Raw genomic sequence first — 14,455 nt, 5'->3', positions numbered from 1 at the left:
AGAAGTCTACCCCTAGCCGCCCGAGATCGCTCCGCCCGGCTCCGAGACGGACTCGGCACCGCCCCGACCGCCGGGCCCCGCCTGCTCCGCGTCCGACCGGATGTCGATCCGCCAACCGGTCAAACGCGCAGCAAGCCGGGCGTTCTGCCCCTCCCGCCCGATGGCGAGGGAGAGCTGGAAGTCCGGGACGGTCACCCGGGCCGTCCGGGTGGCCAGGTCGACCACCTCGACCCGCAGCGCCTTGGCCGGCGAGAGCGCGTTGCCGACGAACGCCGCCGGGTCGTCCGACCAGTCGATGATGTCGATCTTTTCGCCGTGCAGCTCGCTCATCACGGCGCGGACCCGCTGGCCCATCGGGCCGATGCAGGCCCCCTTGGCGTTCACGCCCTGCACGGTGGAGCGCACGGCGATCTTGGTGCGGTGACCTGCCTCACGGGCGATCGCCCCGATCTCCACCGTGCCGTCGGCGATCTCCGGCACCTCCAACGCGAAGAGCTTCTTCACCAGCGCCGGATGGGACCGCGACAGGGTGATCTGCGGCCCACGCATCCCCTTGGTCACGTGCACCACCACGCAGCGGATCCGCTCGCCGTGGTGGTAACGCTCGCCGGGCACCTGCTCGGACTGCGGCAGCACACCCTCCAGCTTGCCGAGGTCGACGCTGACGATGCCCTTCTCGCTGCGCGCCTCGTGCGCCTGCACCACTCCGGTGACCAGGTCACCGTCGCGGCCGACGTACTCACCGAAGTGCACCTCGTCGGTGGCCTCCCGCAACCGCTGGAGGATCACCTGCTTGGCGGTCATCGCCGCGATCCGGCCGAAGTCGTGCGGGGTGTCGTCCCACTCCCGCACCACGCTGCCGTCGTCGTCCAGCTCCTGGGCGTAGACCTGGGCGGCCCCGTTCTTACGGTCGATCTCCACCCGGGCGTGCGACTCGGCGCCGTCGGTGTGCCGGTAGGCGGTCAGCAACGCGGTCTCGATCGCCGCGAGGATCGTGTCGAACGGGATCTCCCGCTCGCGCTCCAGTGCGCGCAGCGCCGCGAGGTCGATGTTCACCTCTCCTCGTCCTCCACATCATCGTCGTCATCGTCGGCGGCGTGTTCGTCGTCGCCGATCTCGTCGTCTTCGTCGGCGCCGTCGAACTCGTCCGCCTCGTCGATCTCGTCGAGGCGGTTGAACTCGACCTGCACCCGGCCGGGGCCGAGCTCGGCGTAGCGGTGTTCCGCCCGGCCGGCTTCGGTCTCCAGCACCACACGCTCGTCGTCGGCCGCCACCACCCGGCCGGTGACCTGACGGTCCACCGTGGGCTGCGCGTCGGGCCGCTCGACCCGGACGGTCACCTTCACCAGCCGGCCGGCGTTGCGTCGCCAGTGCCGGGGCAGGGTCAACGGGCGGTCCACCCCGGGGGAGCTGACCTCCAGCTGGTACTCCCCCGCCACGATGTCCCCGCCGGACTCCTCGGCCGCGTCCAACGCCGCCGAGACCACCCGGGAGACGTCCGCGACGGCGTCCAGGTTGATCCCGCCGTCGGCGTCCACGATCACCCGGACCACGTGCCGCCGGCCGGCCCGGGACACGGAGACGTCCTCCAGGTCGTAGCCCGCCTCCGTGACCACCGGCGCGATCACGTCGCGCAATCTGGTACGCCGGGCGGCCAGGTCGCCCCGGGATGCGCCCGCACGGTCCCCGCCCCGGGCGCCGTCGGTGCGACGGGATCGTCCCGCCGGCGCCGTCGGCCGGGTGGCACGGCCACGCTGCGTCATCTGGGCACCCTTCTGCTGGTCGGCTGCGGTCGTCGGACCGGCACGCCGGGACGCCACCGGGGCGGAAGCGCCGGTGGCTGCGCAGAGCGTAACGCGCCGCCGGGACGGCGGCCCCGGCGGCGCACCGACGGCGGTCGCCCGGCGGTCGGCGCGGATGGTGTTGACTTGTCCGGTGGCCACGGGCAGAACGACGACACACCCCGACGGAACGGGGCAATCCCGACGTACGGTGCTGCGCTCCGGCGCACTTCTGGCGGTCGGTGCCGCCACGGTGCCGCTGACCGGTTGTGCGCTGTTCGACCGGGACGAGCCCAGCCCGCCGCCCGACCCGCTGGAACCCCTGGCGGACGAGGCCCGGGCACTGGCCGCCCGGCACCGGGCCGCGATCGCCGCCGACCCGGGGCTCGCCGACCGGCTCACCCCGATCGCCGACGCGCACACGGCGCACGCCGACGAGCTGCGCCGGCTGATCGGCCGCCCCGGGCCGTCCGGTCCGGCGACACCGGCTCCGAGCGCCGGGGAAGGCACCCGCAGCGCCCTCCTGGCCGGGTTGCGGACCGCCGAGCAGAACGGCCGGGACAACGCGGCCAAGGCATGCGCCGCCGCGCCGGGTGACCGGGCCGCACTGCTCGGCTCGATCGCCGCCGCCCGGGCCACCCACCTGGAGGCACTGAAGTGAACCGCCGCACCGCCCCCGCCACCCCCGGCGACGCGCTCGCCGGGGCGTTGGCCGCCGAGTACGCCGCGATCTACGCCTACGGCCCGATCGGGGTACGACTCACCGACGCCGACCGGCGGGCGGCCCGCACCGCCGAGGCGGCCCACCGGTCCCGACGCGACGCGCTGGTGCTCCAGCTCAGCGCCACCGGCGGCACCGTCCCCCCCGACCAGGCCGGCTACGCCCTGCCGTTCCCGGTCACCGACCGGGCCGCCGCGTTGCGGCTGGCGGTGCAGGTGGAGGAGCGCACCGCGGCGTTCTGGCGGGCGGCGCTGCCGGTCACCACCGGCGCGGACCGCACCCGGGCGCTCAACGCGCTGACCGACTGCGCGGTACGGGCCACCCGCTGGCGGCGCAGCGCGGGCCTCACCCCACTGACCGTCCCGTTCCCCGGCAGTCCCACCTGACCCACCGCCCGTACCCTGCGGTTGCGGTCCGCATACGGGGTATGCATACTCCGTCGCATGTCCATCCGTCACGGCCTGCTCGCCCTGCTGGAGCGCGGCCAGATGTACGGCTACCAGCTCCGGGCCGCGTTCGAGGAGTCGACCGGCTCCACCTGGCCGCTGAACATCGGTCAGGTCTACACCACCCTCAACCGGCTGGAACGCGACGGCCTGGTCCGCTCGCTGCCCGAGCACGAGGGCGGGCAGCGGCCGTACGAGATCACCGACGCCGGGCGGGCGGACCTGGCGCTGTGGTTCGTCACCCCGATCAGCCGCAACGACCGCCCCCGCGACGAGCTGTCCATCAAGCTGGCCCTGGCGTTGACCACCCCCGGGGTGGACGTGCGGGCGGTGGTGCAGACCCAGCGTGGCGCGACCATGCGCACGTTGCAGGAGCTGACCCGGCTCAAGTACACCAGCGACCGGCCGGAGGACCTGCCCTGGCGACTGGTGCTGGACGCGATGATGTTCCAGGCCGAGGCGGAGATCCGCTGGCTCGACCACTGCGAGACCAGCCTGGTCCGGCATCGGCCGGCGGCCCCCACAGCCCGCAGCGGGTCACCGCCGGAGGTGGTGGAGCGGGCCGACGAGGAGGCACACCGGTGACCGGCCCGGACGACGGCGCGGTGCTCGAACTGCGCGACGTCCACCGCACCCACGGGGGCGGGGAGGCCGCCGTGCACGCGCTGCGCGGGGTGAGCCTCACCGTACGACCGGGCGAGCTGGTGGCCGTGATGGGTCCCTCCGGCTCGGGCAAGTCGACCCTGCTCACCCTGGCCGGTGGGCTCGACCGGCCGACCGGCGGGGAGGTACTGGTCGAGGGGGAGGCCCTCGGCACGCTCGACGGGCGGGGGCTGGCCCGGCTGCGCCGTCGCCGGATCGGCTACGTCTTCCAGGATCTGAACCTGCTCGGCAGCCTCACCGCCGCGGAGAACGTGGCCCTCCCGTTGGAACTCGACGGGGTCGGCGTACGGCAGGCCCGGCGGGCGGCCCTGGCGGCACTGGAGGAGGTCGGCCTGGGCGGGCTCGGTGCGCGCTTCCCCGACCAGATGTCCGGGGGGCAGCAGCAGCGGGTGGCGATCGCGCGGGCGCTGGTCGGTGAGCGGCGGTTGGTGCTGGCCGACGAGCCGACCGGGGCCCTGGACTCGCAGACCGGGGAGGCCGTGCTGCACCTGCTGCGCCGCCGGGTCGACGCGGGGGCGGCCGGGGTGTTGGTGACCCACGAGGCCCGGCACGCGGGCTGGGCCGACCGGGTGGTCTTCCTCCGCGACGGTGTCATGGTCGACTCCACCGCGCCGTTGGCCGGGGTCGAGCACCTGCTCTCCGGAATCGGCCGGTGAGCGCCCCGCCCCATCCGGACGGACCCTCCGGCCCCGACGGCCTGTCCGCCCGCACCCCACCGGCCCGGCCCGACGACCCGGCCCGCCCCACTCACCCGGCCCGCCCCGACAGCCCGGCCCGCCCCGCTCACCCGGCCGGGCCCGCTCACCCCGAGAACCCGGCTCACCCCGACGACCCGGCCCGGCCGGCAGGAGCCGGCAGAGCGACCCGGCCGGCCCACCCCGACGCGGGGGGCCCGGTGGGACTGCCCGGTCGGCTCGCCGGGACGCTCGGGTCCTGGCGGGCCGCGCTGCGGATCGCCCGGCGGGAGGCCTGGCGGGCACGGGGGCGCACCGCGCTGGTGCTGACGATGATCGCGCTGCCGGTACTGGTGCTGAGCTTCGTCGCGGTCACCTACGACATGGCCGAGCTCACCCCGGAGGAGAGTTTCGTCCAGCGGGTCGGTGCCGCCGACGTCGAGCTGCACTGGGTGGCGGAGAACCCGCTCCACCAGGACTCCCGGGGGGACACGAACTGGGCCCGCACGGGTGACCTGGTGGCCCGGGAACGGCCGGTGGGTCGGGCGGAGGTCGAGGCGCTCCTGCCGGCCGGCAGCCGGGCCAGCCGGGTCACCTGGTGGGTGCCGTTCGAGGTGCGGATCGGCGACCGGACCAGGACCATCGACGGGCGGGCGTTGGACCTGACGGACCCGCTGGCCCGCTCGATGGTGCGCCTGCGGTCCGGGCGGGTCCCCACCGCACCCGACGAGGTCGCGGTCAGCGCGCAGGCCGCCGCCCGGATGGGCGTACGGGTGGGCGGGTCGGTCGACGCGGCCGACGGCACCCGCCGGTGGCGGGTGGTCGGTGTGGTGGAGTTTCCCGACCAGCTCGGGGAGATCGCCGCCCTGACGCCGACCGGGTCGTCCCGGGACGGGCGGAGCTACGACGAGAGCTGGCTGGTCGACCTTCCCGGCCCGTTGGACGCCGCGCTGGTGGACCGGCTCAACGCGCACGGCATCCTGGTCAGCGCCCGGGACCCGGTGCCGGGTGCCCGGTCCCCCGACGGGTCGACGCTCAACCTGCCCGATCCGGTGCTGGCGAGCAACACGGTGTTGGTCGGCGGCCTCGGTCTGCTGGAGGTCGTCCTGCTGGTCGGCCCGGCCTTCGCGGTGGGGGTCCGGCGGCGGCGGCGGGACCTGGCGCTGGTCGCGGTGGCCGGCGGTGACCCGGTGCACCTGCGGCGGATCGTGCTCGCCGACGGGGTGGTCCTCGGTGGGCTCGGGGCGGCGTGCGGGCTGCTGCTCGGGGTCACCGCCGCGCTCGCCGGTCGGTCGCTGGTCGAGGAGCACCTGCTGGGGGCGCGCAGCGGGGGCTACCGGGTCTTCCCGGCGGCGCTCGTCGCGATCGCGGCGGTCGCGGTGCTGGCCGGGGTGTTGGCCGCGCTCGCCCCGGCGCTGGCCGCGGCCCGGCAGGACGTGGCGGCCGGGTTGGCCGGTCGCCGGACCGCACCCCCGCACCGCCGCCGCTGGCTGCTCCTCGGGGTGGCGCTGACCGCGCTGGGCAGCGGGGCCGCCGCGCTGGGTGCCGCGAGGGGCGACAGCCCGGTGATCCTCGCCGGGTTGGTCCTGGGTGAGCTGGGCCTGGTCTTCTGCACGCCCGCACTGATCGGTCTGCTGGCCCGGCTCGGTCCGCTGCTGCCGCCCGCGCCCCGTATCGCGCTGCGCGACGCCAGCCGCAACCGCTCGTCGGCCGCTCCGGCCATCTCCGCGGTGATGGCCGCCGTCGCCGGCAGCGTCGCCCTGGGCGTCTACGTGGCCAGCAACGACGCCCGCGACCGGGCCGACTGGCAACCGGGGATGCCGCCGGGCCAGGTGTTGCTGCTGCGCGCCGACCGGGACGGCACCGGCCCGCTGCCCCCGTTACCGCTGATCACCGAGCGGGTCCGGGCCGAGCTGGGCACCGACGCGGTGCTGCCGGTGGCGGTGCCCAGCTGCGTCGACCCGCAACGCCCGGAGGACTACTGCACGGTCACGGCGGTGCTGCCCGAGGACCGGGCCTGCCCGTACGACGCGGAGTCCTACGGTACGGCCGAGGTCCGCCGTGCGGCGCTGGCCGACCCGCGCTGCGTCCCGCCGGTCCGCATCGTCAGCGGCTTCTACCTGCCCGCCATGGTGGACGACGGCGCCGTCCTGCGGGTGCTCAGCGGTGCGCCGGCGGCCGAGGTGGCGGCGGCGGCCGTCGTGCTGCACGCCGGTGGCGTGGTGGTGACCGATCCCCGTTACCTGGTCGACGGTCAGGTGACGGTCCGGGTCGAACGGTGGGTCGGCGACTCCCGCCCGTCGGTGGCGACCAGCGTCACCCTCCCCGGTCACCTGCTGCGCGACGGGCTGCCGGTCGACCGGATGGTGCTCTCCCCCGCCGCCGCCGCCCGGGTCGGCCTGCGCACGGAGCCGGCCGGTTTCGCCGTCGACACCCGGACCACGCCGACCACCGCACAGCTCGACCGGGTGGTCACCGCCCTGCGGCCGTTGCTGCCGGTGTCGGTGCAGACCGAACAGGGTCCGCCCCGCTCGCAGCAGCGGCCGGTGCTGCTGTTGCTGGCCGCCGGTGCCGGGATGATCACCCTGGGCGCGGCCGGGGTGGCAACCGGTCTCGCCGCGGCGGAGGGCCGCCGGGACCTGTCCACGCTCGCCGCGGTGGGGGCCAGTCCCCGGGTACGCCGGGTGCTGTCCCTCTGCCAGGCCGGGGTGATCGCCGTGGTCGGCTCGGTGCTCGGCATCGCGGCCGGGCTGGGCTCCGCCCTGATCATCCTGACCTCGATGAACCGCCAGTATGCGCAGACCTGGCCGGCCCAGTCGCCGTACCCGGTGGTGGTGCCCTGGCAGACCCTCGGTGTGCTGGTGGTGGTGCCGCTGGTGGCGATGCTCGGTGCCGGTCTGTTGACCCGGTCCCGCCTCGCGGTCGAACGCCGGTTGGACTGAGCGGCCCGCCGGGAGCCGGTGGCCGGGTCGGTGGGTGCGGACACCGCGTCGACCAGGCAGACTGTCCGGGTGCCCGTCATCGGAACCCTCACCCGCCGGCTCGGTCACCACGAGTGGTTCGGTGCCACCATGCGCCTGCTGGTCCCCGTCGACCGGATGGTCGGGCGGCTCACCCGGGGTCGGGTGGTGGCGCTGGGCCTGGTCCCTTCGCTGATCATCACGACCACCGGGCACCGCTCCGGCCTGCCGCGCAGCAACCCCCTGCTGTATGTGCCGGACGGCGAGGGGTTCGTGGTGATCGGTTCCAACTGGGGCCAGCCGCGCCAGCCGGGCTGGGTGCTCAACCTGCGTGCCCGGCCCCGGGCGGAGGTGGCCGTCAAGGGTCGTCGGCTCACCGTGCGGGCCGATCTGGCCACCGGGGCCGAGCGGGAGCGGCTCTGGCAGTTGCTGGTCACCGAGTGGCCGGCGTACCGCACGTACGTGCAGCGGGCCGGTGGCCGGGAGATCCACATCTTCCGGCTGGTCCCGACCGGTGCCGACCTGCCGTGACCGGGCCGGAGCCGGCGACCGGGGTGGACCTGGACGATCCGCGCTGGCAGGTCGCCGGGCGGACGGCCGACGCGGCGCGGCGACGTTTCCCGGCGGACGTCCTCGCGGTGGCCGTGCACGGGCCGTTGGCGCACGGCGACGACGACGGCGGTGGGGACGCCGAGGTCGGGCTGCTGCTGGTCACCTACCGGGTGGGCGGTGGGCCGCCGACGTCGACCCGACGGATCGACGGGGTGCTGGTCGAGTTGACCGTCACCGACGCCGACGAGCACCTGCGGCGGGCCCGGACGCTGACCCCGGCCTGGCCGCTGACCGCCGACCGCTACGTCACCACCGTCGCGCTGTACGACCCGACCGGCTGGCTGCGCACCCTGCGCGACGAGCACCTGGGCCGGTTGGCGCGGGCCCGGCCGGCGGAGTTCAGCACCGCCGCGCGGGACGCCTGGTTCCGGGGTTGGGCGGCGCACGCCCGGGCGGCCCGGCTCGCCGAGTGGTACGAGACCGATCAGGCGCTGGTGATGCTGGGCGAGGCCCGGTTGGCGGCGGCCACGGTCAGCGGCCTGCTCGGCCGCACCTACTTCCGGGACCCGGGTGACGCGGTGCGGCGTACCGGGTTGGCCGGCGCGGACATGACCGAGGTGGGTCGGGTGCTCACCGGGCAGGCCGAGGAGTTGGCCGCCCGGGGCCGCCCGGTCGACGGCACGGTGGACGACCTGCTCACCCGCTGAGCCGGGCACCGGGCACCGGGCCGGGCACCGGGCACCGGGCCAGGCACCGGGCACCGGGCCGGGCACCGGGCACCGGGCACCGGCGGATCAACGGGTCGGCCACGACGAGCGACCCTGCCGGCGGCGACGGTCTAGCCGAGACCGCCCTGGACCCCGATGAGCATCCCGATCAGGTAGGTCGCGCCGGCCGCCGCCGCACCCAGCAGCAGCTGCCGCAGCCCACCCGCCCACCAAGGGCGGTGGGTGAACCGGGCCACGACCGCACCGGCCACGAAGAGCCCCACCCCGCCGACGGCGAGCGCCAACGCGAGGCTGGTGGAGCCGAGCAGGTAGCTCAGCAGCGGGATCAGCGCGCCGACGGAGAAGCAGAGGAACGACGAGATCGCCGCCGCCCAGGGGCTGGGTTGTTCGTCGGGGTCGACGCCCAACTCCTCCCGGACGTGCACCCGCAGCGCCTCCTCCGGGTTGCGGCGTACCGCCTCGGCGACCTGGTTCGCCAGGTCGCGGGGCAGGCCCCGGGCCACCCAGGCGTCGGACAGCTCGCGGGCCTCCGCCTCCGGGTGGCGTTCCAGCTCGCGGCGCTCCTTGGCCACCTCGGCGGCGACCTGTTCGTTGGCCGAGCGGACGCTGGTGTATTCGCCCAGGCCCATCGAGATGGCGCCGGCGACCAGGCCGGCGGTGCCGGTGAGCACGATGCTGTGCGCGGAGACGCCGCCGCCGCCGACGCCGGCGATCAGCGCGATGTTGGTGACCAGCCCGTCCATCGCACCGAAGACGGCAGGCCGCAGCCACCCGCCGGACACGTCCGCGTGGTGGGCCTCCCGCAGGGCGGCCGGGGTGTCGGTCACGGCAGGGTGAGGATCTCGTGACCGTCGTCGGTGACGACGATGGTGTGTTCGAACTGGGCCGTCCACTTCCGGTCCTTGGTGACGACAGTCCACCCGTCGTCCCACATGTCGTACTGGTAGGTGCCGAGGGTGATCATCGGCTCGACGGTGAAGGTCATCCCCGGCTCCATGATGTCGGTGGGCCGGGGGCTGTCGTAGTGCGGCACGTAGAGGCCGCTGTGGAACGCCTCGCCGATGCCGTGGCCGGTGAAGTCGCGCACCACCCCGTAGCCGAACCGCTTGGCGTACGACTCGATGACCCGGCCGATCACGTTGATCTGCCGGCCGGGGCGGACCGCCCGGATGCCCCGCATCATCGCCTCGTGGGTGCGTTCGACAAGCAGCCGGGCCTCCTCGCTGACCTCGCCGACGCAGAAGGTGGCGTCGGTGTCGCCGTGCACCCCGTCGAGGTAGGCGGTGACGTCGACGTTGACGATGTCGCCGTCGGCGAGCACGGTGGAGTCGGGGATGCCGTGGCAGATGACCTCGTTGACACTGGTGCAGCAGGACTTGGGGAAGCCCTTGTAGCCCAGCGTCGAGGGGTAGGCGTCGTGGTCGACGAGGAACTCGTGCACCACCCGGTCGATCTCGTCGGTGGTCACCCCCGGCTTGCAGTGTTCACCGGCGAGCTGGGTGGCCTGCGCCGCCAACCGGCCGGCGACCCGCATCTTCTCGATGGTCTGCGGGGTCTGCACGTGCGAGCCGCGCCACTGCCGGGGTTGCTTCTTGCCCACGTACTCCGGTCGGGCGATGTGGCCAGGGACCGCTCGCCAGGGGGAGAGCGTGCCTGGGGTGAGCGGGGCACGAACGGTCATGACGACAGCCTATCTCCGGGCGGTCGGCGGGCCGTGGCGTGGCCGGCCCGTCGGTTGTTGCCGTGCCCACCGGGCTGTGCCATTGTGGCTTCGTGGATCTAGGGGGCGTATCTCCCGTTTTCTCCGCGAGCGCGGAGCTGGCAGGTGACCACGTCCACGTCACGGTGACCGGTGAGGTCGACATGGCCACCGCCGACACGATGGTGCAGACCGCGCTGCGGGAGCCGGCCCGGCAGGTCACCCTGGATCTGCGCGCGGTGACCTTCTTCGACTCCGCCGCCATCCACGCGGTGGTCCAGCTCGCCCGCCGGTTTCCCGGTGCCCTGACGGTGTTCCCGTCCCGGCAGGTCAACCGGGTGTTGGAGATCTCCGGCCTCGGCGACCAGGAGTGGCTGCGCCCGGTCTGACCCGGGGCCGCGCCGGGCCGGCTCAGTCGGCCAGCCGGCGGCGCAGCGACACCTCGGTCCCCTCCGCGGTACGACGTACCGTCAGCTCGCCCAGCGCCTCGATCAACGCGAGGCCCCGGCCCCGGAACCCGGCCCCGGTCGACTCGCGCCAGCGACCGCTGTCCCGCACCGTCGCCACCACCGTGTGGTCGACGATCGACACCTCGACCCCGATCGTCGGCTCCACCGGCGCGACCGGGTGCTCGATGGCGTTGGCGGCGGCCTCGGAGACGGCGACGATCAGGTCGAACAGGTCGTTCTCCCCCACGCCGTGCGCCACCAGGAAGTCCTCCAGCCGCTTGCGCAGCACGCTGAGCCGGGTCGGGTCGGCGGGCAGCCGCAGGGTGAAGCGGTTCAGCTCGGCGGCCTCCAGCGCCAGCACCGCCACGTCGTCGTGCCGGTTGCGCCCGTCGACCCGTTGCACCACCGCGTCCACCAGGTCGGTGACGTGCTCACCGCCGGTGCCGGCGTCCGCCCGCAGCTGGGCCAGCGCCGCGTCGATGCCGGCCTGCCGGTCCTCGATCAGCCCGTCGGTATAGAGCAACAGCCGACCGCCGGGGGCGAGTTCACCCTCGACGGTGCGGAAGTCGGTGCCGGCGATCGCACCGATCGGCGGCCCCAGGGCCCGCTCGTGCAGAAATGCCACGTCGTCTCCTCGGATCAGCAGGGGGGACGGATGACCGGCGCTGGCGTACCGCAGCCGGCCGGTGCGGGGAGAGAAGGAGAGGCAGAACACGGTGGCGAACGACTGCCGTTCGGTCGAGCCGACCAGCCGGTTGAGCCGGGTCAACGACTGCCCCGGGTCGTAGCCCTCCAGCAGGTACGCCCGCAGGCCGTTGCGCAGCTGACCCATCGCCGCGGCGGCCCCGACCCCCTTGCCGACCACGTCGCCGATGACCAGCACCACCTCGTCGTCGCCGATGCCGATCACGTCGTACCAGTCGCCGCCGACCTCGACGTCGGTGCTGCCGGGCAGGTAGCGGCTGGCCACCACGGCTCCGGGCAGTTGGGGCAGCGAGCGGGGCAGCAGGCTGTGCTGCAGGGTGGTGGCGATCCGGTGTTCGGCCTCGTAGAGCTGGGCGTTCTCCAGTCGTACCCCGACCAGCCGGGCCAGTTCCGCGACGGCCGCCTGGTCGGTGCCGTCGCCCTCGCGACGCCAGACCCGCAGCTCGCCGAGCTGCCCACCGGTGGTGCCGGTCAACGGCAGCACCTGGGACGGCTGGTCAGGCGCGGTGCCGCCGCCGTCGGCCTCGTGCCGCGCGCCGGTGACCGTGGTGACCGACACCCGGGCCGCCTCCGCCAGGCGCAGGGCATGCCGGGCGGCGACCTGGACCACCTCGGCGGTCGACTTCGCGGTGTTGACCGCCACGGCGGCGTCGGCGAGCGCCCGCAGCCGGCGGATGATCTGCCCCCGCAGCTGACCCAGCTGGACGTTGGCCCGGACCCGGGCGATCAGCTCCGCCCCGGAGAACGGCTTGGTGAGGTAGTCGTCGGCCCCGACCGACAGGCCGGCGACCGCTTCGGCGGACCCGGCCCGCGCGGAGAGCAGCACGATCGGCACGTGCCGGGTGCGCGGGTCGGCCCGCAACGCGGTGACCAGGCCGAAACCGTCCAGCCGGGGCATCATCACGTCGGTGAGCACCAGGTCGAACGGGCTCCCGGTGGCTTCCTGGAGGGCCACCACGCCGTCCGGTACGGCCACCACCTCGTACTCGGGGCTGAGCAGCCGGGTGACGTGTTCGCGCAGGTCGGCGTTGTCGTCGGCGAGCAGGACCCGGCCCGCCCGGCCCGGGTCGCCGGTGACCGGGGCGGACCGCCCGTCGCCGGCCGGGTCGGACCCGTCGGTCCACAGGGCGGTCTCCGCGACGTAGAGCGACGCCTGTGACGACTCGGTGGTGGGCAGCGGCGCGGCGGAGGCGACCCGGTCGGGCGGCAGGTGCGCCGAACCGAACGGGACGGTCACGGTGAAGGTGGTGCCGTGGTCGACCCGGCTGGTGGCGGCCACCGCGCCGCCGTGCATGTCGACCAGTTCACGCACCAGGGCCAGGCCGATCCCGGTGCCCTCGTGGGTACGCGAGCGCACCCCCGGCACCCGGTGGAACCGCTCGAAGACGTGCGGGACCTCCCCGGCGGCGATGCCGACCCCGGTGTCGGTCACCTCCAGCCGCGCCGCGCCGGCGACGGCGACCACCCGGACCCGGATCTCGCCGTCGAAGGTGAACTTCAGCGCGTTGGAGAGCAGGTTGAAGACGATCTTTTCCCACATGTCACGGTCCAGGAAGACCGGCGCGGGCAGCGGCGGGCAGTCGACCACGAGCCGCAGCCCGGCCCGCTGGGTCGCGGAGCGGAAGGTGCTGGCCAGCCGGGAGGTGTATTCGGCGAGGTCGGTGGGCTGGTAGTGGGCGGCCAGCCGGCCGGACTCCAGCCGGGAGAAGTCGAGCACCGTGTTGACCAGCTTGAGCAGGCGCAGCGCGTTGCGGTGCATGACGGTCAGCCGGTCGAGGTGCGCCGTGGGCAGCGTCGGATCGGCCAGCATGTCCTCCAGCGGGCCGAGGACCAGGGTCAGCGGGGTACGGAACTCGTGGCTGACGTTGGCGAAGAAGTTGGTCTTGGCGCGGTCCAGCGCGGCCAGTTCGGCGGCGCGCGCCCGCTCCTGCTCGTACGCCCGCTGCTGGCCGACCACCCGGGACACCTGCGCGGCGATCAGGCCGACGAAGTCGCGGTACTCGTCGTTGCACGGCAGGCGGGAGCTACGGCCGACGACCAGTGCCCCGGCGGGCTCGCTGGTGGCCGTCAGCGGCAGCACCAGGGCCCGGTCGGAGACGCCGTCCGGTACCGCGCCGAACAGGTCGGCCACCTCGATCTCGGTGCCGGCCCCACCGGCGGCGACCCGGGACAGCACCGTCGGCAACTCGGCCGGCACCTGGTCCGGGTCGACGCCGCTGACCCCGGCCGGTACCGGCCGACCGGTCTCGTCGGTGAGATAGATCAGGGCGAACGGGACGTCGGCCCGGTGCCCGTCGAGCACGGCGGCGGTGGCCTGCCCCAGCTCGGTCATGCTGCTCGCCGCGCCGAGCCGGGAGCCGAGTTCGGCCAGGGCCCGCAGCCGGCGTTCCCCGATGACCCGCCCGGTGGTCTCGTTGACGAAGCAGAAGACACCGTTGACGCTGCCGTCGTCGTCCCGGATCGGGTCGTAGGAGATGTCGAAGTAGACCTGCTCGACGAAGCCGTGCCGGTCGAGCAGGAACGGGTGGTTCTCCCCCCGGTAGGACTCGCCGGTGCGGCGTACCCCGTCGAGCAGGGGGCCGAGCACGTCCCAGGTCTCCGCCCAGTGCTCCCGGGCCGGCCGGCCGAGCGCCTGCGGGTGCTTGACGCCGATGGTGGGCCGGTAGGTGTCGTTGTAGAAGGCCAGCTGGTCGGGGCCCCAGAACAGCACGATCTGGGCCCGCGAGGAGAGCATCATGCCGATGGCGTGGCTCAGCGCCGCCGGCCAGGTGTCCGGAGGGCCGATCGGGTTGTCCGCCCAGTCGTGCCCGCGCAGCCGGCGACCCATCTCGCCGCCCGCCGTGAACGCCCCGGCCAGCCAGGGCGGGAGTGTGCGGTCGGCGGACAGGGCGGACAGCCCTCGTCCGTCCTCGCCCCCACGGGCCGAGCTCATCCGCGCCCCCTGCTTCGGCCGGTCGTGCCCCCCAGAACGCCTCGGCTGACGCCGGTCGCGTCCGTCTTTTACCCCGACGGATCAGGAACGTAACGCACGGGTTCGGACGGACGCTGGTAACTCTCGCCTCATCCTGCCGTCATCT

At 74.5% G+C, this 14,455-nt stretch carries 13 protein-coding genes; 8 read left to right on the top strand and 5 right to left on the bottom strand.

Annotation, left to right across the window (positions count from 1 at the left end; all coding sequences use genetic code 11):
• Positions 1–12 precede the first annotated feature (12 nt).
• Together nusA and rimP are read right to left on the bottom strand one after the other, a co-directional pair.
• Complete coding sequence (nusA, locus tag J7462_RS27735; protein ID WP_208569304.1) at positions 13–1,056, bottom strand: transcription termination factor NusA; 1,044 nt, start codon at positions 1,054–1,056, stop codon at positions 13–15.
• On the bottom strand, positions 1,053–1,763 hold the full coding sequence (rimP, locus tag J7462_RS27730; protein ID WP_219468451.1) for a ribosome maturation factor RimP: 711 nt from the start codon (positions 1,761–1,763) through the stop codon (positions 1,053–1,055). Before rimP ends, nusA begins: the two co-directional genes overlap by 4 nt.
• Positions 1,764–1,992: 229 nt before the next feature.
• On the opposite strand from rimP, the gene J7462_RS27725 reads away from it, so the two are divergent.
• From J7462_RS27725 to J7462_RS27695, 7 genes are all read left to right on the top strand, one after another.
• Positions 1,993–2,442, top strand: coding sequence for a hypothetical protein (locus tag J7462_RS27725; protein ID WP_219470773.1), 450 nt, complete (start codon positions 1,993–1,995; stop codon positions 2,440–2,442).
• Positions 2,439–2,888 (top strand): ferritin-like domain-containing protein, encoded by a 450-nt coding sequence (locus J7462_RS27720; protein WP_208569301.1) that lies wholly within the window; start codon positions 2,439–2,441, stop codon positions 2,886–2,888. Before J7462_RS27725 ends, J7462_RS27720 begins: the two co-directional genes overlap by 4 nt.
• Before the next feature lie 57 nt (positions 2,889–2,945).
• Positions 2,946–3,533 (top strand): PadR family transcriptional regulator, encoded by a 588-nt coding sequence (locus tag J7462_RS27715; protein ID WP_088645558.1) that lies wholly within the window; start codon positions 2,946–2,948, stop codon positions 3,531–3,533.
• Positions 3,530–4,267, top strand: coding sequence for an ABC transporter ATP-binding protein (locus tag J7462_RS27710; RefSeq protein WP_208569300.1), 738 nt, complete (start codon positions 3,530–3,532; stop codon positions 4,265–4,267). The genes J7462_RS27715 and J7462_RS27710 overlap by 4 nt, the downstream gene beginning before the upstream one ends.
• A 239-nt stretch (positions 4,268–4,506) precedes the next feature.
• Positions 4,507–7,227, top strand: a complete 2,721-nt coding sequence (locus J7462_RS27705; RefSeq protein WP_308291055.1) for an ABC transporter permease — start codon at positions 4,507–4,509, stop codon at positions 7,225–7,227.
• 69 nt (positions 7,228–7,296) lie between these two features.
• A complete protein-coding gene (locus J7462_RS27700) occupies positions 7,297–7,776 on the top strand; it encodes a nitroreductase family deazaflavin-dependent oxidoreductase (protein WP_208569299.1) in 480 nt (159 codons plus the stop codon).
• Positions 7,773–8,504, top strand: coding sequence for a nucleotidyltransferase domain-containing protein (locus tag J7462_RS27695; RefSeq protein ID WP_308291054.1), 732 nt, complete (start codon positions 7,773–7,775; stop codon positions 8,502–8,504). Before J7462_RS27700 ends, J7462_RS27695 begins: the two co-directional genes overlap by 4 nt.
• Positions 8,505–8,635: 131 nt before the next feature.
• On the opposite strand, the gene J7462_RS27690 is transcribed toward J7462_RS27695, so the two are convergent.
• A complete protein-coding gene (locus J7462_RS27690; protein ID WP_208569298.1) occupies positions 8,636–9,352 on the bottom strand; it encodes a VIT1/CCC1 transporter family protein in 717 nt (238 codons plus the stop codon).
• Positions 9,349–10,206 (bottom strand): type I methionyl aminopeptidase, encoded by an 858-nt coding sequence (map, locus tag J7462_RS27685; RefSeq protein WP_219468448.1) that lies wholly within the window; start codon positions 10,204–10,206, stop codon positions 9,349–9,351. The genes J7462_RS27690 and map overlap by 4 nt, the downstream gene beginning before the upstream one ends.
• A 92-nt stretch (positions 10,207–10,298) precedes the next feature.
• On the opposite strand from map, the gene J7462_RS27680 reads away from it, so the two are divergent.
• Positions 10,299–10,613 (top strand): STAS domain-containing protein, encoded by a 315-nt coding sequence (locus tag J7462_RS27680; protein WP_219468445.1) that lies wholly within the window; start codon positions 10,299–10,301, stop codon positions 10,611–10,613.
• A 22-nt stretch (positions 10,614–10,635) separates the two neighbouring features.
• Here the strand turns inward: J7462_RS27680 and J7462_RS27675 are convergent, their stop codons facing one another.
• The gene (locus J7462_RS27675; protein ID WP_219468443.1) at positions 10,636–14,310 is read right to left on the bottom strand and encodes a SpoIIE family protein phosphatase; all 3,675 of its coding nucleotides are present in this window, start codon (positions 14,308–14,310) and stop codon (positions 10,636–10,638) included.
• Positions 14,311–14,455: the final 145 nt, after the last annotated feature.

The organism is Micromonospora sp. RL09-050-HVF-A (genome assembly GCF_019374995.1).
Taxonomy (GTDB): Bacteria; Actinomycetota; Actinomycetes; order Mycobacteriales; family Micromonosporaceae; genus Micromonospora; species Micromonospora antibiotica.
This window is presented reverse-complemented; position numbering and strand designations above follow the sequence as displayed.